The 17,848-nt window shown below is 56.7% G+C and carries 15 protein-coding genes; 12 read left to right on the top strand and 3 right to left on the bottom strand.

Translation table 11 applies throughout. The features are described from left to right. Positions 1 to 90: 90 nt before the first annotated feature. On the top strand, positions 91 to 1,086 hold the full coding sequence (pgl, locus tag ACLJNW_RS07405) for a 6-phosphogluconolactonase (RefSeq protein WP_000815468.1): 996 nt from the start codon (positions 91 to 93) through the stop codon (positions 1,084 to 1,086). A gap of 143 nt (positions 1,087 to 1,229) precedes the next feature. Here the strand turns inward: pgl and ACLJNW_RS07400 are convergent, their stop codons facing one another. Next, positions 1,230 to 2,513 (bottom strand): putative acyl-CoA thioester hydrolase, encoded by a 1,284-nt coding sequence (locus ACLJNW_RS07400; protein ID WP_024154798.1) that lies wholly within the window; start codon positions 2,511 to 2,513, stop codon positions 1,230 to 1,232. A 237-nt stretch (positions 2,514 to 2,750) separates the two neighbouring features. Here ACLJNW_RS07400 and hutI point away from each other — a divergent pair, with 237 nt between their 5' ends. The 5 genes from hutI (at position 2,751) to hutH (ending at position 9,086) form a co-directional block, all read left to right on the top strand. After that, positions 2,751 to 3,974, top strand: coding sequence for an imidazolonepropionase (gene hutI / locus ACLJNW_RS07395; RefSeq protein ID WP_024154797.1), 1,224 nt, complete (start codon positions 2,751 to 2,753; stop codon positions 3,972 to 3,974). Beyond that, positions 3,971 to 4,912 carry a formimidoylglutamase gene (gene hutG / locus ACLJNW_RS07390; protein ID WP_023204622.1) on the top strand — a complete coding sequence of 314 codons (942 nt, stop codon included), beginning with the start codon at positions 3,971 to 3,973 and terminating at the stop codon, positions 4,910 to 4,912. Before hutI ends, hutG begins: the two co-directional genes overlap by 4 nt. A 44-nt stretch (positions 4,913 to 4,956) precedes the next feature. Then, positions 4,957 to 5,682 carry a histidine utilization repressor gene (locus tag ACLJNW_RS07385; RefSeq protein ID WP_000287416.1) on the top strand — a complete coding sequence of 242 codons (726 nt, stop codon included), beginning with the start codon at positions 4,957 to 4,959 and terminating at the stop codon, positions 5,680 to 5,682. Between the two features lie 196 nt (positions 5,683 to 5,878). Beyond that, on the top strand, positions 5,879 to 7,564 hold the full coding sequence (hutU, locus tag ACLJNW_RS07380) for a urocanate hydratase (protein ID WP_001115209.1): 1,686 nt from the start codon (positions 5,879 to 5,881) through the stop codon (positions 7,562 to 7,564). Position 7,565: 1 nt separating this feature from the next. Next, positions 7,566 to 9,086, top strand: a complete 1,521-nt coding sequence (hutH, locus tag ACLJNW_RS07375; RefSeq protein ID WP_023204623.1) for a histidine ammonia-lyase — start codon at positions 7,566 to 7,568, stop codon at positions 9,084 to 9,086. Positions 9,087 to 9,170: 84 nt separating this feature from the next. Here the strand turns inward: hutH and ACLJNW_RS07370 are convergent, their stop codons facing one another. Together ACLJNW_RS07370 and bioA are read right to left on the bottom strand one after the other, a co-directional pair. Beyond that, positions 9,171 to 9,647, bottom strand: a complete 477-nt coding sequence (locus ACLJNW_RS07370) for a kinase inhibitor (protein ID WP_000767403.1) — start codon at positions 9,645 to 9,647, stop codon at positions 9,171 to 9,173. A gap of 57 nt (positions 9,648 to 9,704) precedes the next feature. Beyond that, positions 9,705 to 10,994 (bottom strand): adenosylmethionine--8-amino-7-oxononanoate transaminase, encoded by a 1,290-nt coding sequence (bioA, locus tag ACLJNW_RS07365; RefSeq protein ID WP_000205519.1) that lies wholly within the window; start codon positions 10,992 to 10,994, stop codon positions 9,705 to 9,707. Positions 10,995 to 11,080: 86 nt separating this feature from the next. On the opposite strand from bioA, the gene bioB reads away from it, so the two are divergent. From bioB to ACLJNW_RS07335, 6 genes are all read left to right on the top strand, one after another. After that, a complete protein-coding gene (gene bioB, locus ACLJNW_RS07360) occupies positions 11,081 to 12,121 on the top strand; it encodes a biotin synthase BioB (protein ID WP_000090729.1) in 1,041 nt (346 codons plus the stop codon). Then, positions 12,118 to 13,275, top strand: coding sequence for an 8-amino-7-oxononanoate synthase (gene bioF / locus ACLJNW_RS07355; protein ID WP_023195570.1), 1,158 nt, complete (start codon positions 12,118 to 12,120; stop codon positions 13,273 to 13,275). Before bioB ends, bioF begins: the two co-directional genes overlap by 4 nt. Beyond that, positions 13,259 to 14,014: a malonyl-ACP O-methyltransferase BioC gene (bioC, locus tag ACLJNW_RS07350; RefSeq protein WP_000079909.1), complete on the top strand. Its 756-nt coding sequence runs from the start codon at positions 13,259 to 13,261 to the stop codon at positions 14,012 to 14,014. Before bioF ends, bioC begins: the two co-directional genes overlap by 17 nt. After that, positions 14,007 to 14,693, top strand: coding sequence for a dethiobiotin synthase (gene bioD, locus ACLJNW_RS07345; RefSeq protein ID WP_001616933.1), 687 nt, complete (start codon positions 14,007 to 14,009; stop codon positions 14,691 to 14,693). The genes bioC and bioD overlap by 8 nt, the downstream gene beginning before the upstream one ends. A 650-nt stretch (positions 14,694 to 15,343) precedes the next feature. Further along, positions 15,344 to 17,365: an excinuclease ABC subunit UvrB gene (uvrB, locus tag ACLJNW_RS07340; protein WP_000042502.1), complete on the top strand. Its 2,022-nt coding sequence runs from the start codon at positions 15,344 to 15,346 to the stop codon at positions 17,363 to 17,365. 308 nt (positions 17,366 to 17,673) lie between these two features. Next, positions 17,674 to 17,847: a hypothetical protein gene (locus tag ACLJNW_RS07335; RefSeq protein ID WP_001616936.1), complete on the top strand. Its 174-nt coding sequence runs from the start codon at positions 17,674 to 17,676 to the stop codon at positions 17,845 to 17,847. Position 17,848: the final 1 nt, after the last annotated feature.

Below are 17,848 nucleotides of genomic sequence, written 5' to 3'. Positions count from 1 at the left end.
TGCGTCTGAATTCAGCATTCGCCGTCAAAAGCGACTACGTTAAGCTGTGTCCTGTTATTGCAGCTACATGCCATATGCAAAGGAGTACTCATGAAACAAACAGTCTATACCGCCAGCCCTGAGAGTCAGCAAATTCACGTCTGGAGCCTGAACCACGAAGGGACGCTGACGCTGGTGCAGGTCGTGGATGTGCCCGGTCAGGTTCAGCCGATGGTGGTCAGTCCGGATAAACGCTACCTCTATGTCGGCGTGCGCCCGGAGTTTCGTGTCCTGGCGTATCGTATTGCGCCGGATGATGGCGCGCTGACGTTTGCCGCCGAATCCGCCCTGCCGGGTAGCCCGACCCATATTTCTACCGATCATCATGGTCGTTTTGTCTTTGTCGGATCGTATAACGCCGGTAATGTCAGCGTGACGCGCTTACAGGATGGCCTGCCGGTTGAGCTGGTGGATGTGGTGGAGGGGCTGGACGGCTGCCACTCGGCAAATATTACGCCGGATAACCGTACCCTGTGGGTGCCTGCGCTAAAACAGGATCGCATTTGTCTGTTTACGCTAAGCGATGACGGCCATCTGGTGGCCCAGGAGCCGGCGGAAGTAAATACAGTTGAAGGGGCAGGCCCGCGTCATATGGTCTTCCACCCGAATCGACAATATGCGTATTGCGTCAATGAACTGAACAGTTCGGTGGATGTCTGGCAGCTTAAAAATCCGCATGGCGAGATAGAGTGCGTACAAACCCTGGATATGATGCCCGCCGATTTTTCCGATACCCGCTGGGCGGCGGATATTCATATTACGCCGGATGGACGGCATCTGTATGCCTGTGACCGTACCGCCAGTCTGATTACCGTCTTTAGTGTCTCCGAAGACGGCAGCGTACTGAGCGTTGAAGGCTTCCAGCCGACGGAAGCCCAACCGCGCGGCTTTAATATCGACAATAGCGGAAAATACCTGATTGCTGCGGGTCAAAAATCACATCATATCGCGGTCTATGAAATTACGGGCACTCAGGGGTTGCTGACGGAAAAAGGCCGTTATGCCGTCGGCCAGGGGCCAATGTGGGTTGTGGTGAACGCGTACTAAAGCGCTGTGTGCCGGAGGGCGGCGGGCTGGAGCTCACCAGGGCAGGATGCCTGATTAATTTCGATAAACATCGCTTGCAGTAAAACCACGGGCCGCCACATCTGCTGCGGCGGCCCGTTTATAAGCCTGAACCGGAACGGCGATTACTGCTTAGGTTCCGCCACCACTTTACTGCCTACACCGCGGTTGTTGTATTCCCACATGCGGTTGTAGTTAGTGTCGTTCAGATTACGCTGCACCTCGTCTTTGTCATCCACGGTCCCCGTATTTCCGGCAAACGGACGTTTCGAGATGACCGCGTCGGCCCACGGTTTGGCAACGTTGAAGCCCTCGTTAATCACGCTGTCGCGGATCACTACCTGACCGTTGGTGTTGGCGTCGACATCCAGCGAGCGGCCAAGCTGCGCAACGCCATCGCCGGAGGCGTTAAAGCGGCTGTTGATCGCCAAAAAGCCATAGTAAATATTGGACAGCGTCGCCGGGGCGAAGACGTAGGCTTCCTGCTGTGTGCGGGAGTTGACGACCTGGAAGTTGGTGTTATCGAACACCACGGCGCCGCGTCCGGAAACCATATCCACATCGCCTTCAATATAGCTGTTCGTCACCAGCGTACGCGGCTGGCGATCGGTTTGCAGACGGTTCTGCACGCCGCTGTTGGTCACAAAGAAGGTGTTCTGGCGGCCAAGGATATTGACCTTGTTAATCTGGACTTTGTCGCCATCGGTACGCAACGCCACCGCCGGATGGTTTCCGGCATCGACGCTGTCGCCTAGCGTGTTCTCGATGGTCAGATTTTGTAGCTGCAGACCGTTATTCTGCGACCAGAACGCGGCAGAACACATTACACCGATCGTCGCGGCGTGTTTGCTTTGGCAGTTATCGAACATATACCAGGCGGGTTTACCAGGCATATATTTCCCGCCGGGATTCACCGCGCGGCGCCAGTCAGCGACACTCATTTCACCATCAATCGCCATCCCAATTTTCACATCGATCGGTTTTTCACCGGTCCCGTACAGGGTCAGACTTCCCGGCGCGGCGGGAACATACACGGTCCCCTGATAGTCGCCCGGCATAATAGCAATGTACTGGCGTTTGTTCGTGCGTTTAACCATTGCCGCATCGACCGCGGCCTGAATCGAGGTGTGCGTAACGCCTGGCGTACCTGCCGGCCCCACCACAAAGTCAGGCTGTGCGGGCAGGGTAATCGGCGACGGCGACCACGGGGCGGTATTCGGCGTCAGGGAGGCAAAATAGCGCGCCGCAACGAAGTTTTTCGCTTCATTTGCCGACAGAATGGGGCGCGAGGCGGTGCCAGTCGCGGTTTGATCGGAAGGGATCTGATCGGGTGGCGTAGAGCTACAGGCGCTCAGCGTCACGCCAAAAGCCAGTGCCAGCGCCAGACGGGAAACCGATAATGTATTCACAGGTTGCTCCGGGCTTGAAAAAGTTAAATGACATCCATTGAAGCCTGCTTTTTTATACTAAGTTGAACGAAACGGGAAGGCGAAAAGGTAAAAAGTTCCTTTTCAGGCCGGAAACACCTGTAGCATCAGATAGTTTTATCACAATTAAGCAACAACTTTCGCGCTTTGAGTTGACAATCCGGAGCAGAAAGAAAATAAATGTCTATACAACTCATGACAGGCAAGAGAGCGACAGGAATGCGGCAACTTTTACCGGGCGATACTGTCTGGCGAAACATCAGGCTGGCGACAATGGACCCGCAGCGGCAAGCCCCGTACGGACTGGTGGATAACCAGGCGCTGATTGTACGCGAAGGGCATATTTGCGATATCGTGCCAGAGACGCAGCTTCCTGTCAGTGGGGACAATATCCATGATATGCAGGGACGACTGGTAACCCCGGGACTTATCGATTGCCACACGCATCTGGTGTTTGCCGGTAACCGCGCCGCAGAGTGGGAGCAGCGGCTTAACGGCGCGTCATACCAGCATATTAGCGCTCAGGGCGGCGGCATTAACGCGACGGTATCAGCAACCCGCGCCTGTGCAGAAGAGACGCTCTACCTGCTGGCGCGCGAACGCATGATGCGCCTTGCCAGCGAAGGCGTTACGCTGCTGGAGATTAAATCCGGCTATGGTCTGGAGCTGGCGACAGAAGAAAAGCTGTTGCGCGTCGCTGCAAAACTTGCTGCCGAAAACGCTATCGACATTAGCCCCACGCTATTGGCCGCTCATGCTACGCCAGCGGAGTATCGTGACGACCCGGACGGCTACATCACTTTGGTCTGCGAGACGATGATTCCGCAGCTCTGGCAAAAAGGGTTATTTGATGCGGTAGACCTCTTTTGCGAGAGCGTCGGCTTTAATGTGGCGCAGAGTGAGCGCGTGTTGCAGACGGCGAAGGCGTTAGGTATTCCCGTTAAAGGCCATGTTGAGCAGCTTTCGCTGTTGGGCGGCGCGCAGCTGGTGAGTCGTTATCAGGGTTTATCGGCGGATCATATCGAATATCTTGATGAAACGGGCGTCGCGGCGATGCGTGACGGCGGTACTGTCGGCGTATTATTGCCCGGCGCGTTTTATTTTCTGCGCGAGACGCAGCGCCCGCCGGTAGAACTGCTGCGCCGCTATCAGGTGCCTGTCGCCGTCGCCAGCGATTTCAATCCCGGCACCAGCCCGTTTTGCAGTTTGCATCTGGCGATGAATATGGCCTGCGTACAGTTTGGTCTGACGCCGGAAGAGGCATGGGCGGGCGTTACGCGCCATGCCGCTCGCGCGCTGGGAAGACAGGCGACGCATGGGCAGATCAGGGCCGGCTACCGGGCGGATTTTGTGGTGTGGGATGCTGAACAGCCGGTAGAGATTGTGTATGAGCCGGGGCGTAACCCTTTATATCAGCGGGTATACAGAGGACAAATCTCATGACGCAATGGTATCCGGCTTCTCCGGCGCTCTGGCAGGGGCGCGATGACAGTATAGAAGCGCCGGATGCGCGGCGTCTGTTTCAGACCGTCACGCGCAGCGAGACCTTTTCCCCCGAAAACTGGCAGCAAAAGATCGCGTTAATGGGATTTGCCTGCGACGAGGGGGTAAAACGCAATGCAGGGCGTCCCGGCGCGGCAGGCGGCCCGGACGCGTTGCGTAAAGCGCTGGCGAATATGGCCAGCCACCAGGGACATGAACGGCTGGTGGATTTAGGCAATTGGGTTGCGCCGACGCCCGATTTGGAAGGCGCGCAGCAGGCCTTGCGCGATGCGGTAAGCCGCTGTCTGCGGGCCGGGATGCGCACGCTGGTACTGGGCGGCGGGCATGAAACCGCGTTTGGACACGGCGCGGGGGTGCTGGACGCGTTTGCGCAGGAAAGCGTAGGGATCATTAATCTTGATGCGCATCTGGATCTCCGTCAGACCGACCGGGCAACATCCGGGACGCCGTTTCGTCAACTGGCGCAGCTATGCGACGCGCAGAGCCGCGCGTTTCATTATGCCTGTTTCGGCGTGAGCCGTGCGGCGAATACGCAGGCGTTGTGGCGGGAAGCGCAGTGGCGGAATGTTACCGTGATGGAGGATCTGGACTGCCATGACGCGCTGGCGCAGATGGCGCAGTTTATCGACAAGGTGGATAAAATTTATCTGACTATCGATCTCGACGTATTGCCTGTCTGGGAAATGCCGGCCGTCTCCGCTCCCGCAGCGCTGGGCGTGCCGCTGATACAGGTTCTGCGTTTAATTGAGCCGGTTTGCCGCAGCGGAAAATTACAGGCGGCGGATCTGGTTGAATTTAATCCACGCTTTGATGAAGATGGCGCAGCGGCGCGCGTGGCGGCGCGGCTTGGCTGGCAAATCGCGCACTGGTGGCGTTAATCTGTCATCCGGAAAACACTATCCGCATAAGGAAGGCTTCACGCATGTATTCATCCCGCTCCCGTTCTGCGCCTGCGCCTTTTTACGAAACGGTGAAACAGGACATCTGTAAAAAAATAGCCGGCGGCGTCTGGCAGCCGCACGATCGCATTCCGTCGGAAGCAGAACTGGTCGCCCAGTATGGCTTTAGCCGAATGACCATCAATCGGGCGCTGCGTGAGCTGACGGATGAAGGGTGGCTGGTGCGTTTACAGGGCGTGGGGACGTTTGTCGCCGAACCGAAAGGCCAGTCCGCGCTGTTTGAAGTCCGCAGTATCGCCGAGGAGATTGCCGCCCGCCGTCATCAGCATCGTTGTGAGGTGCTCACGCTGGAGCGCGTGCGGGCAAACGCCATCCAGGCCAGCGCTCTCAACGTCAATGAGAGCGATGTCATTTTCCATTCCATCATGGTGCATTATGAAAACGATCTGCCGGTACAAATTGAAGATCGCTGCGTGAATGCGGATATTGCCGTGGATTACCTGACGCAGGATTACAGTCAGACCACGCCGCACGCTTATTTGTCGCGGATCGCGCCGCTAACGGAAGGGGAACATATTGTGGAGGCGGTGCGCGCCACGGCGCAAGAGTGCGCGTGGTTAACTATCAAAGAGCATGAGCCTTGTCTGCTCATTCGTCGTACAACCTGGTCCGCGTCGCGGATTGTTTCTCACGCCCGCTTACTTTTCCCCGGGTCGCGCTACCGGCTACAGGGACGATTTATCTCCTGAGCGGACTGCTGCCGGAAAACGTGATTGCTGACACAATATAACAAAATTGTATCATTTTTGTTAATTCTATTCTTGTGCTTACTTGTATAGACAAGTATATGTCTGATTCTTATCTGTGGGTCTGCGGCGGTGCCTGATAGTGGCGTTTTAGCGTTATTTGGCGATAGCAGACCGATAATAATGAGGAGTCATTGCTATGCCTGAAAGCAAGTATCGTCAGCAGACTATCCGCGCGCCCAGAGGCACGGTATTAACGGCGAAAAGCTGGCTGACAGAAGCCCCGCTGCGGATGTTAATGAATAATCTCGATCCTGACGTGGCGGAAAATCCGCATGAGCTGGTGGTCTACGGCGGGATTGGTCGCGCCGCGCGCAACTGGGAATGCTATGACGCTATTGTTGATGCGCTCACCCGGCTGGAGGCGGACGAAACGTTGCTTATTCAGTCTGGCAAACCGGTCGGCGTATTTAAAACGCACGACAACGCGCCGCGGGTATTAATCGCCAACTCCAACCTGGTTCCCCACTGGGCGACATGGGAACACTTTAACGAACTGGATGCGAAAGGGCTGGCGATGTACGGTCAGATGACGGCCGGAAGCTGGATCTATATCGGCAGTCAGGGAATCGTGCAGGGAACATACGAAACCTTTGTCGAGGCGGGGCGTCAGCACTATAACGGCACGCTGGCGGGACGCTGGGTGCTGACTGCCGGGCTGGGCGGCATGGGCGGCGCGCAACCGCTAGCCGCGACGCTGGCCGGAGCGTGTTCGCTGACGATTGAATGCCAGCAAAGCCGTATCGATTTTCGTCTGCGTACTCGTTACGTGGATGAGCAGGCCGCCACGCTGGATGACGCGCTGGCCCGCATTACGCGCTACACCCGCGAGGGGAAAGCCGTGTCCGTCGCCCTGTGCGCGAACGCGGCGGATATCCTGCCGGAACTGGTTAATCGCGGCGTGCGCCCGGACCTGGTGACCGATCAGACCAGCGCCCACGATCCGCTACATGGCTATTTACCCTCCGGCTGGCGCTGGGAGGAGTATCAGAAAAACGCGCAATCCGATCCCCACGGGACGATGCAGGCAGCGAAACGTTCCATGGCGGCGCATGTTCGGGCGATGCTGGCGTTCAGTAAAATGGGCGTGCCGACCTTTGACTATGGCAACAATATTCGTCAGATGGCGAAAGAGATGGGGGTGGAAAACGCCTTTGATTTTCCGGGATTTGTGCCAGCCTATATTCGTCCGCTGTTCTGCCGTGGCATCGGGCCGTTTCGCTGGGTGGCGCTGTCCGGCGATCCGCAGGATATCTATAAAACCGATGCCAAAGTCAAAGAGATAGTGGCTGAGGATAAACATCTGCATCACTGGCTGGATATGGCGCGCGAGCGCATTCATTTTCAGGGGTTACCGGCGCGTATCTGCTGGGTAGGCCTGGAGTGGCGGCAAAAACTGGGGCTGGCGTTCAACGAAATGGTGCGTTGCGGCGAGGTATCCGCGCCCATTGTGATTGGCCGCGATCACCTGGATTCCGGCTCTGTCGCCAGCCCTAACCGTGAAACCGAAGCGATGCGCGACGGTTCCGACGCGGTTTCCGACTGGCCGCTGTTAAATGCGTTGCTGAATACCGCCAGCGGGGCGACATGGGTATCGCTCCATCATGGCGGCGGGGTGGGAATGGGGTTTTCGCAACACGCCGGTATGGTGATTGTCTGTGATGGCACTGACGAGGCCGCCGCGCGTATTCGCCGCGTGTTACACAACGATCCGGCGACGGGCGTCATGCGCCATGCCGATGCCGGATATGATCTCGCGGTGGAATGCGCTGTTGAGCAAGGTCTGAATTTACCGATGGTTGCGGCGACGCAGGGGAAAGGCTGATATGAACACCATGACACTCACTCCGGGGCAGTTAAGTCTCTCTCAACTGTACGATATCTGGCGTCATCCGGTACAGCTTCGGCTGGACGCCAGCGCCATTGACGGCATTAACGCCAGCGTCGCGTGCGTCAATGATATCGTTGCCGAAGGGCGTACCGCCTACGGCATCAACACCGGTTTCGGCCTGCTGGCGCAGACGCGCATCGCTGATGAAGACTTGCAAAATCTACAGCGATCGTTGGTGCTGTCTCACGCCGCGGGCGTAGGCGACCCACTGGATGACGCGATGGTGCGTCTGATCATGGTATTGAAAATCAATAGCCTGGCGCGCGGGTTTTCCGGGATTCGGTTGAGCGTGATAGAAGCGCTCATCGCTCTGGTGAATGCCGGCGTGTATCCGCTGATTCCGGCAAAAGGCTCGGTTGGCGCGTCGGGCGACTTAGCGCCGCTGGCGCATCTGTCGCTGACGCTGCTTGGCGAAGGAAAAGCGCGCTGGCAGGGCGAATGGCTTCCGGCGCAGACGGCGCTAAAAAAGGCCGGACTGGAGCCTGTCGCGTTGGCGGCCAAAGAGGGGCTGGCGCTGCTTAACGGCACCCAGGCATCAACGGCCTTCGCGCTGCGCGGTTTGTTTGAGGCACAGGAGTTATTTGCCTCCGCCGTTGTCTGCGGCGCGCTGACTACCGAAGCCGTACTGGGATCGCGCCGTCCTTTTGATGCGCGCATTCATGCCGCGCGCGGACAACAGGGGCAAATTGACGTCGCGCGGTTGTTCCGGCACCTGCTGACCGATACCAGCGCCATTGCTGAATCACATCACCACTGTCATAAAGTTCAGGACCCGTATTCCCTTCGCTGCCAGGCGCAGGTAATGGGCGCTTGTCTGACCCAGTTACGTCAGACGAAAGAGGTACTGCTGGCTGAGGCCAACGCGGTATCCGATAATCCGCTGGTCTTTGCCGATGCGGGGGAGGTGATCTCCGGCGGTAACTTCCATGCTGAACCGGTTGCCATGGCGGCGGATAATCTGGCGCTGGCGATAGCGGAAATCGGCGCGCTATCGGAGCGGCGCATCGCGCTGATGATGGATAAACATATGTCGCAGTTACCGCCGTTCCTGGTGAAAAATGGCGGCGTTAATTCCGGTTTTATGATTGCCCAGGTCACCGCCGCGGCGCTCGCCAGCGAGAATAAAGCGCTGGCGCACCCGCACAGCGTGGATAGCCTGCCGACCTCGGCGAATCAGGAAGATCATGTCTCAATGGCCCCGGCGGCAGGGCGGCGACTCTGGGAAATGGCGGCGAATACCCGCGGCATCATTGCCGTGGAGTGGCTGGCGGCCTGTCAGGGGATAGATTTACGGGAAGGGTTAACCTCCAGCCCGTTACTGGAACAGGCGCGGCAGACACTGCGCGAGCGGGTGGCGCACTATACGCAGGATCGTTTTTTCGCACCCGATATTGAGTGTGCGACGGCGCTGCTGGCGCAAGGCGCGTTACAGCGTCTGGTGCCGGACTTTATGTGAATGCTGCCGGATGGCGCGGCGCTTATTCGGCTTACCCAACCCGTTGGTAGGGTAAGACGTTTACGCCGCCATCCGGCACAGCGTTTAACTGAACATCGCCGTGATCGAGGCGCTGGCGAGCGAATGGAAATGCACGTTAAAGCCGACCATCGCGCCGCTGGCGTCTTCATCAACGTCAAGACGCTCGACGTCCAGCGCGTGAACCGTAAAGATATAGCGGTGCGTTTCCCCTTTAGGCGGCGCCGCGCCGCCGTAGCCCGCTTTACCGAAATCGGTACGCGTCTGAATGACGCCGTCTGGTACGGCCACCAGGCCTGAGCCGAACCCCTGGGTCAGTACGCGCGTATCCGCCGGGAGGTTCACCACCACCCAGTGCCACCAGCCGGAGCCGGTCGGCGCGTCGGGATCGTAACAGGTCACGACAAAACTTTTGGTGCCCATCGGCACGTCGTCCCAGGCCAGATGCGGCGAAATATTATCGCCATCATAGCCCATACCGTTAAAAACGTGGCGATGAGGAAGTTTATCTCCATCGCGCAAATCGTTGCTGATAAGTTTCATGCGCTCTCCTTTTGACTCACCAGAAGTGTAGCCAGAAGCAGCATCGCTTACCGCTGATTAATGGCTAAAAAATGTTTCATTGTGTACCGCGTCATTGACCGCCTGGGTCAAACGGCGCAGTTGATCCGGACGAATAATGTAGGGCGGCATCAGGTAGATTAGCTTGCCGAACGGCCTGATCCAGACGCCTTGCCCGACGAAGAAGCGTTGAAGCGCCGCCATATTGACCGTGTGCGTGGTTTCAACCACCCCAATCGCGCCCAACACCCGCACATCCGCCACCCAGGGCGAACTTTGCGCGGGGGCTAACTCAGCTCGTAACTGAGACTCGATAGACGCCACCTGCTGACGCCATTCGCCGCTTTCCAGCAGCGTCAGGCTGGCGCAAGCGACGGCGCAGGCCAGCGGATTCCCCATAAACGTCGGGCCATGCATAAAACACCCCGCCTCGCCGTTGCTAATAGTCTCTGCAACCTGGCGTGTCGTGAGCGTTGCCGAGAGGGTCATGGTGCCGCCGGTTAAGGCTTTGCCGAGACACAAAATATCCGGCGCGATCCCGGCGTGCTCGCAGGCGAACAGTTTGCCGGTACGGCCAAACCCGGTGGCTATTTCATCGGCAATCAGCAGAATGCCTTCGCGATCGCACATGTTACGAATACGCCTGAGCCATTGTGGATGATATATGCGCATCCCGCCCGCGCCCTGAACGATAGGTTCCAGAATCACGGCGGCTATTTCATGGCGATGCGCGGCCATCAGGCGGGCAAATGGCGCGATGTCGCTTTCATCCCATTCGCCATCCATCCGGCTTTGCGGCGCCGGCGCGAACAGATTTTCCGGCAGATAGCCTTTCCACAAGCTGTGCATGGAGTTATCCGGATCGCACACCGACATCGCGCCGAACGTGTCGCCATGATAACCGTGGCGAAACGTCAGAAAACGCTGACGCGATTCGCCCCGCGCCTGCCAGTATTGCAGCGCCATCTTCATGGCCACTTCCACCGACACCGAACCGGAGTCGGCCAGAAAGACACACTCCAGCGGCTCAGGCGTTATCGCGACCAGCTTACGGCACAGATTCACCGCAGGTTGATGGGTTATGCCGCCGAACATGACATGCGACATGGCGTCAATTTGCGCTTTCATCGCCGCGTTCAATTGCGGGTGGTTATAACCATGAATGGCCGCCCACCAGGAGGACATCCCCTCAATCAGGCGTTTGCCCGAGGCGAGAACCAGCTCGCAGCCTTCGGCCCGCTCAACGGGATATACCGGCAGCGGCGAGGTCATGGAAGTGTAAGGATGCCAAATATGGCGTTTATCGAAGGCCAGATCGTCCGTTGTCATAATCGACTTGTAAACCAAATTAAAAAGATTTAGGTTTACGAGTCTACACCATATCAAAAACAAACAACATATTTTGGAGAAGCCCGATGGCTCGCCACCCACGCTGGACACTGTCGCAAGTAACCGAATTATTTGAAAAACCACTGCTGGAATTGCTGTTTGAAGCGCAGCAAATTCATCGCCAGCATTTCGATCCGCAGCAGGTACAGGTTAGTACGCTGCTGTCGATCAAAACCGGCGCCTGCCCGGAGGATTGTAAATACTGCCCGCAGAGCTCGCGCTATAAAACCGGGCTGGAAGCCGAGCGTTTAATGGAAGTAGAGCAGGTACTGGACTCCGCCCGTAAAGCGAAAAACGCTGGTTCGACCCGCTTCTGTATGGGGGCGGCCTGGAGGAATCCGCATGAACGCGATATGCCTTATCTGGAGAAGATTGTACAGGGCGTCAAAGCGATGGGGCTGGAAACCTGTATGACGCTCGGCATGTTGAACGAAAGCCAGGCGCAGCGTCTGGCTAACGCCGGGCTGGATTACTACAACCACAACCTCGATACCTCGCCGGAGTTTTACGGCAATATCATCACTACCCGTACCTATCAGGAGCGCCTCGACACGCTGGAAAAAGTCCGTGAAGCAGGGATTAAAGTGTGCTCCGGCGGCATTGTGGGTCTGGGCGAAACGGTTACCGATCGCGCCGGACTGTTGTTGCAGTTGGCGAACCTGCCGACACCGCCGGAAAGCGTGCCAATCAACATGCTGGTGAAGGTAAAAGGCACGCCGCTTGCGGATAACGATGACGTGGATGCGTTTGATTTTATTCGTACTATCGCCGTGGCGCGCATCATGATGCCGACCTCATACGTGCGTCTTTCCGCAGGGCGTGAACAGATGAACGAGCAGACCCAGGCGATGTGCTTTATGGCCGGGGCGAACTCGATTTTCTATGGCTGCAAATTGTTAACTACGCCAAATCCGGCAGAGGACAAGGATCTGCAGTTATTCCGTAAGCTGGGGCTGAATCCGCAGCAGACCAGGGTGCTGGCTGGCGATAACGAGCAGCAGCAACGTCTGGAGCAGACGCTGATGACGCCTGACACCGATGATTATTACAACGCGGCAGCCTTATGAGTTGGCAACAACGCGTCGACGATGCGCTGACGGCGCGTCGGGCGACGGATACGTTGCGCCGCCGCTATGTGGTATCGCAGGGTGCCGGACGCTGGCTGGTAGCGAACGGGCGACAGTATCTTAACTTCTCCAGCAATGATTACCTCGGCTTAAGTCAACACCCGCAGATTATTCGCGCCTGGCAACAGGCAGCGACGCGTTTTGGCGTCGGCAGCGGCGGGTCGGGTCATATCAGCGGTTATTCCGTGGCGCACCGGGCGTTAGAGGAGGAACTGGCGCAATGGTTAGGATATCCACGCGCGCTGCTGTTTATCTCTGGCTTTGCGGCGAATCAGGCGGTCATTACCGCCTTAATGAAAAAAAATGACCGGATTGTGGCCGACAGGTTGAGTCATGCTTCCCTGCTGGAGGCCGCTAATCTGAGTCCGGCGCAGCTTCGCCGCTTTATCCATAACGATACGCAGCATCTGTCGCGTTTACTGCAATCGCCCTGCGTGGGTCAGCAACTGGTGGTGACAGAAGGTGTATACAGCATGGACGGCGACAGCGCGCCGCTGGCGGAAATCCAGCACATTGCCCGCAGGCATCATGCCTGGCTGTTGGTTGATGATGCGCACGGCATCGGCGTGACTGGCGATGAGGGGCGGGGCACCTGCTGGCAACGGGGGGTGAAGCCTGAGTTGCTGGTGGTGACTTTCGGTAAGGGGTTTGGCGTCAGCGGCGCAGCGGTACTCTGCTCGGAAAGCGTCGCGGATTATCTGCTGCAATTTGCCCGTCATCTGGTTTACAGCACCAGTATGCCGCCCGCCCAGGCGCAGGCGTTAAGCGCCTCGCTGGCGGTGATCCGTAGCGATGAAGGTGGTGAACGGCGCGAAAAACTCGCCGCTCTGGTTCAGCGCTTTCGGGCCGGCGTTAACGCGTCCCGATTTACGCTACTGAATGCCCATAGCGCCATCCAGCCGTTAATCGTGGGCGATAACAGCCGTGCATTGCGCCTGGCGGAGGCGCTGCGTCAACAAGGATGCTGGGCGACGGCGATTCGCCCGCCGACGGTGCCTGTCGGCACGGCGCGCCTGCGCTTAACGTTAACGCAGGCGCATGAAGCGTGTGATATCGACCGTCTGCTGGAGGTGCTGCATGGCGCAGGTGAATAAGCAGGCTATTGCGGCGGCGTTTGGCCGGGCCGCATCGCAATATGAACAGCACGCCTCTTTGCAGCAACACAGCGCGGATGCGCTGCTGACGCTGTTGACAGGCCGCCAGTTTGCCAGTGTGTTGGACGCAGGCTGCGGCCCCGGACGTATGAGTCGTTACTGGCGAGAGCGGGGGAGCGAAGTGACCGCCCTGGATCTTTCGCTGCCGATGCTGCAACAGGCTCGCGATCGTCAGGCGGCGCATCACTATTTGCTGGCGGATATCGAAGCGATTCCCCATGACGCCGAAGTTTTTGACCTGGCCTGGAGCAACCTGGCGGTCCAGTGGTGTGGCGATTTACGCGATGCGTTGAGCGAGTTGTATCGGGTTGTACGGCCCGGCGGCGTGGTGGCGTTTACCACCTTGTGCCAGGGGTCGTTGCCGGAGCTGCGTCAGGCATGGCAGGCCGTCGATAATCGCGCTCACGCGAATAGCTTTTTGCCGGAAGAGGCCATTGACCACGCGCTGCGCGGCTGGCGGGCGTTTCGTCATACTCAGGCGATGACATTGTGGTTTGAGGATGCCCTGAGCGCAATGCGCTCGCTTAAAGGCATTGGCGCCACCCATCTTCATGAAGGGCGGGAGTCGGATGTATTAACCCGCGCCCGGCTTAGACAGATTCAACTGGCATGGCCGCAGCGGCAGGGGAAATATCCGCTGACGTACCATCTTTTTATGGGAGTGATTGAACGTGACTAAACGCTATTTTGTGACCGGTACTGATACTGAAGTCGGTAAAACGGTCGCCAGTTGCGCCTTATTGCAGGCCGCAACGCAGTTAGGTTATCAAACCGTAGGCTATAAGCCCGTCGCTTCCGGCAGCGAAATGACAACCGACGGGCTACGCAATAGCGATGCCCTGGCCTTGCAGCGTAACAGCAGCCTGCCGCAACCTTATTCCGCTATCAATCCTTATACTTTTGCCGAGCCTACCTCTCCCCACATCGTTAGCGCCGACGAAGGCCGGGCGATAGACGCGGCGGTGTTATCACGCGGATTGCGAACGCTGGAGGCGCAGGCAGACTGGGTGTTGACAGAAGGGGCGGGCGGCTGGTTTACACCGCTCTCTGCCACGCTGACGTTTGCCGACTGGGTACAGACGGAACAGCTGCCGGTGATTCTGGTTGTTGGCGTCAAGCTGGGCTGTATTAATCACGCCATGCTGACGGCGCTGGCGGTAGAACAGGCCGGATTACCACTTGTCGGATGGATAGCCAACGACATACAGCCGCCAGGCGCGCGTCATGGTGAATATCTCGCGACGCTTCGCCGCGTCATACCGGCCCCGCTGTTAGGGGAAATCCCGTGGCTGGGCATTTCTCCATCGCAGGCGGCGACAGGACAGTATCTGGACCTTAGCCCCCTGGAACGCGCCTGACCGCGCTTAAAAACCGCCTTCTTGCAGGATCTGACGATCCTGCTGTTCTTTCGCCAGACCCTCCTGACGTCGCCATGCTAAAAATGTGCAAAATGTGAGCGTCTACGCCTCAATTTTTCCCTTCTCGTTAGCCAATAATCTGCCAAAAATAGCGATAATTTTTTTTTCTCGCCCGGCGAAAACGTCAAGGGCTGATTTTGCCAGGCGGCAGGGGATACGGGCTGGAAGCAGTTATCCACTATTCCTGTGGATAACCTTGTGTATTAGAGTTAGAAAACACAACGTAAGCGAGAGGCGACGCGGCCTGCGACTAAATTGGCGCGAAAGACGGCTTGAGAAAATATCCCTTTTCAGACAGCAAGTTATATAAAATCAATGGTTGTAAAGGAAGGGAGATACGTTGACATAAAACTTTCATCATCCGACTTGACAAATGTTAAAAAAGACTCTGGTCTGGGGATAACCAGCACACTGCTGGAATTTTACCCCGCGACTGTCTATGTTTTACCTCTAAATAGCGTGGGGTATCTGCCGATAGCCATTATACACTGGAGTGTTACTGTTTTTTCATCCAGTATTTTTTATTGGCAATATTCACCGTCGAGAGTAAAATTACATCCCTGCCCGCTCACTCCTTCAGGTAGCCGCTCATGAGTAAACCGTTCAAACTGAATTCCGCTTTTAAACCTTCTGGCGATCAGCCGGACGCTATACGTCGTCTGGAAGAGGGGCTGGAGGACGGGCTGGCGCATCAGACGTTATTGGGCGTGACCGGCTCCGGGAAGACATTCACCATTGCCAACGTCATTGCGGACTTGCAGCGGCCAACGATGGTGCTTGCGCCCAATAAAACCCTGGCGGCGCAGCTCTACGGCGAAATGAAAGAGTTTTTCCCGGAAAACGCGGTGGAGTATTTCGTCTCCTACTATGACTACTATCAGCCGGAAGCGTATGTGCCAAGTTCGGATACGTTTATCGAAAAAGACGCTTCGGTAAACGAACATATTGAGCAAATGCGGTTGTCGGCAACGAAAGCGTTGCTTGAGCGACGCGATGTCGTGGTGGTGGCTTCCGTGTCCGCGATTTACGGTCTGGGCGATCCGGATCTCTACCTGAAAATGATGCTGCATCTGACGGTGGGAATGCTGATTGACCAGCGCGCGATTTTGCGTCGGCTGGCGGAATTGCAATACACCCGTAACGATCAAGCTTTTCAGCGTGGTACCTTTCGCGTGCGCGGCGAAGTGATCGACATCTTCCCGGCTGAATCTGACGACATCGCGCTACGCGTTGAGCTGTTTGATGAAGAAGTGGAACGCCTGTCGCTGTTCGACCCGTTAACCGGGCAGGTAGAGTCAACGGTGCCACGTTATACTATTTATCCCAAAACGCACTACGTGACGCCGCGCGAGCGTATTCTGCAGGCGATGGAAGAGATAAAAGATGAGCTGGCGGACAGGCGTAAGGTCTTGCTGGCAAATAATAAGCTGCTTGAAGAGCAGCGATTAAGCCAGCGCACGCAGTTCGATTTAGAGATGATGAACGAGCTGGGCTACTGCTCAGGCATTGAAAACTATTCCCGCTTTCTGTCGGGCCGCGGGCCGGGCGAACCGCCGCCAACCTTGTTCGATTATCTGCCCGCCGACGGACTGCTGGTGGTGGATGAGTCTCATGTCACCATCCCGCAGATAGGCGGCATGTACCGCGGCGACCGGGCGCGCAAAGAGACGCTGGTCGAGTATGGCTTCCGTCTGCCTTCGGCGCTGGATAACCGTCCGCTGAAGTTTGAGGAGTTTGAAGCCTTAGCGCCGCAAACTATCTATGTTTCCGCCACGCCCGGCAACTATGAGCTGGAAAAATCTGGTGATGAGGTGGTGGATCAGGTCGTGCGACCGACCGGGCTGCTGGACCCGATTATTGAAGTGCGTCCGGTGGCGACCCAGGTGGACGATCTGCTGTCCGAAATTCGTCAGCGTGCGGCCATTAATGAGCGTGTCCTTGTCACTACGCTTACCAAACGGATGGCGGAAGATTTGACCGAATATCTGGAAGAGCACGGCGAGCGCGTGCGTTACCTGCACTCAGATATTGATACCGTGGAGCGCATGGAAATCATCCGCGATTTGCGTCTGGGCGAGTTTGACGTTCTGGTGGGGATTAACCTGCTGCGCGAAGGGCTGGATATGCCGGAAGTCTCGCTGGTGGCGATTCTGGACGCCGATAAAGAGGGCTTCCTGCGCTCCGAGCGCTCCCTGATTCAGACCATAGGGCGCGCGGCGCGTAACGTTAACGGTAAAGCGATTCTGTATGGCGATAAAATCACGCCGTCGATGGCGAAGGCGATTGGCGAAACCGAGCGACGTCGCGAGAAGCAGCAGAAGTACAACGAAGAGCACGGTATCACTCCGCAGGGGCTGAACAAAAAAGTGGTCGACATCCTGGCGCTGGGGCAGAACATTGCGAAAACCAAAGCGAAGGGGAAAGGCAAGGGCCGTTCTACGGCAAAAGCCGGAATTGTCGAACTGGATATGACGCCGAAAGCGTTGCAGCAGAAAATTCATGAACTGGAAGGGCAAATGATGCAGCACGCGCAAAATCTGGAGTTTGAAGAAGCCGCGCAAATTCGCGACCAGTTGCACCAGTTACGCGAGTTGTTTATCGCGGCGTCCTGACAATGTGTCGATCTCCAGCGAGTCATCGTTACCATGGCTCGCTTTTGAGAATTTCAGTGCAATAGTAAGGGCTAAGTCAGTCAGGAATGAAAAACAGTGACAGGCTTTGACTAACGGGATTGTCGAAAAACTCAAAACATCAATGGGGTAGCTAGTTTAATCACAACTGAAGAAAATTAGCGTTGAGGCTGAACCCAACGCTAATTTTCCCTCTCTCCTCGGCTATGAAAAAAAACGCCCCGTATTATCGGTATAGCTATCCTTATGATCGTCATTTTAATCTTATATGAGTTCGTTGAAAGCGTGTCATGGCAACAGATTACATCATTCTACTTAAAAAAGAGGTGATGGAAGCGCGAGCATCTATAAGTCAAGCGCTGCAAATACTGAATGATTTGTCCGAAATAATGACGACTGTGACCTCTTATTTAAAGTTGAGAATATCCTTATCTGTTACTTTAGGTTACGTTCAGATCAGGTAGG

Source organism: Salmonella sp. SAL4457 (assembly GCF_046548235.1).
In the GTDB taxonomy this organism is placed as follows: domain Bacteria; phylum Pseudomonadota; class Gammaproteobacteria; order Enterobacterales; family Enterobacteriaceae; genus Salmonella; species Salmonella enterica.
The sequence above is the reverse complement of the archived record's forward strand: the minus strand, read 5'-3'. Positions and strand labels throughout refer to the sequence as shown.

Coding starts and splice junctions, on each gene's coding strand:
- pgl (WP_000815468.1), top strand. CDS start 91: ATGAAACAAACAGTCTATACCGCCAGCCCTGAGAGTCAGCAAATTCAC.
- hutI (WP_024154797.1), top strand. CDS start 2,751: ATGCGGCAACTTTTACCGGGCGATACTGTCTGGCGAAACATCAGGCTG.
- hutG (WP_023204622.1), top strand. CDS start 3,971: ATGACGCAATGGTATCCGGCTTCTCCGGCGCTCTGGCAGGGGCGCGAT.
- ACLJNW_RS07385 (WP_000287416.1), top strand. CDS start 4,957: ATGTATTCATCCCGCTCCCGTTCTGCGCCTGCGCCTTTTTACGAAACG.
- hutU (WP_001115209.1), top strand. CDS start 5,879: ATGCCTGAAAGCAAGTATCGTCAGCAGACTATCCGCGCGCCCAGAGGC.
- hutH (WP_023204623.1), top strand. CDS start 7,566: ATGAACACCATGACACTCACTCCGGGGCAGTTAAGTCTCTCTCAACTG.
- ACLJNW_RS07370 (WP_000767403.1), bottom strand. CDS start 9,647: ATGAAACTTATCAGCAACGATTTGCGCGATGGAGATAAACTTCCTCAT.
- bioA (WP_000205519.1), bottom strand. CDS start 10,994: ATGACAACGGACGATCTGGCCTTCGATAAACGCCATATTTGGCATCCT.
- bioB (WP_000090729.1), top strand. CDS start 11,081: ATGGCTCGCCACCCACGCTGGACACTGTCGCAAGTAACCGAATTATTT.
- bioF (WP_023195570.1), top strand. CDS start 12,118: ATGAGTTGGCAACAACGCGTCGACGATGCGCTGACGGCGCGTCGGGCG.
- bioC (WP_000079909.1), top strand. CDS start 13,259: ATGGCGCAGGTGAATAAGCAGGCTATTGCGGCGGCGTTTGGCCGGGCC.
- uvrB (WP_000042502.1), top strand. CDS start 15,344: ATGAGTAAACCGTTCAAACTGAATTCCGCTTTTAAACCTTCTGGCGAT.
- ACLJNW_RS07335 (WP_001616936.1), top strand. CDS start 17,674: ATGGCAACAGATTACATCATTCTACTTAAAAAAGAGGTGATGGAAGCG.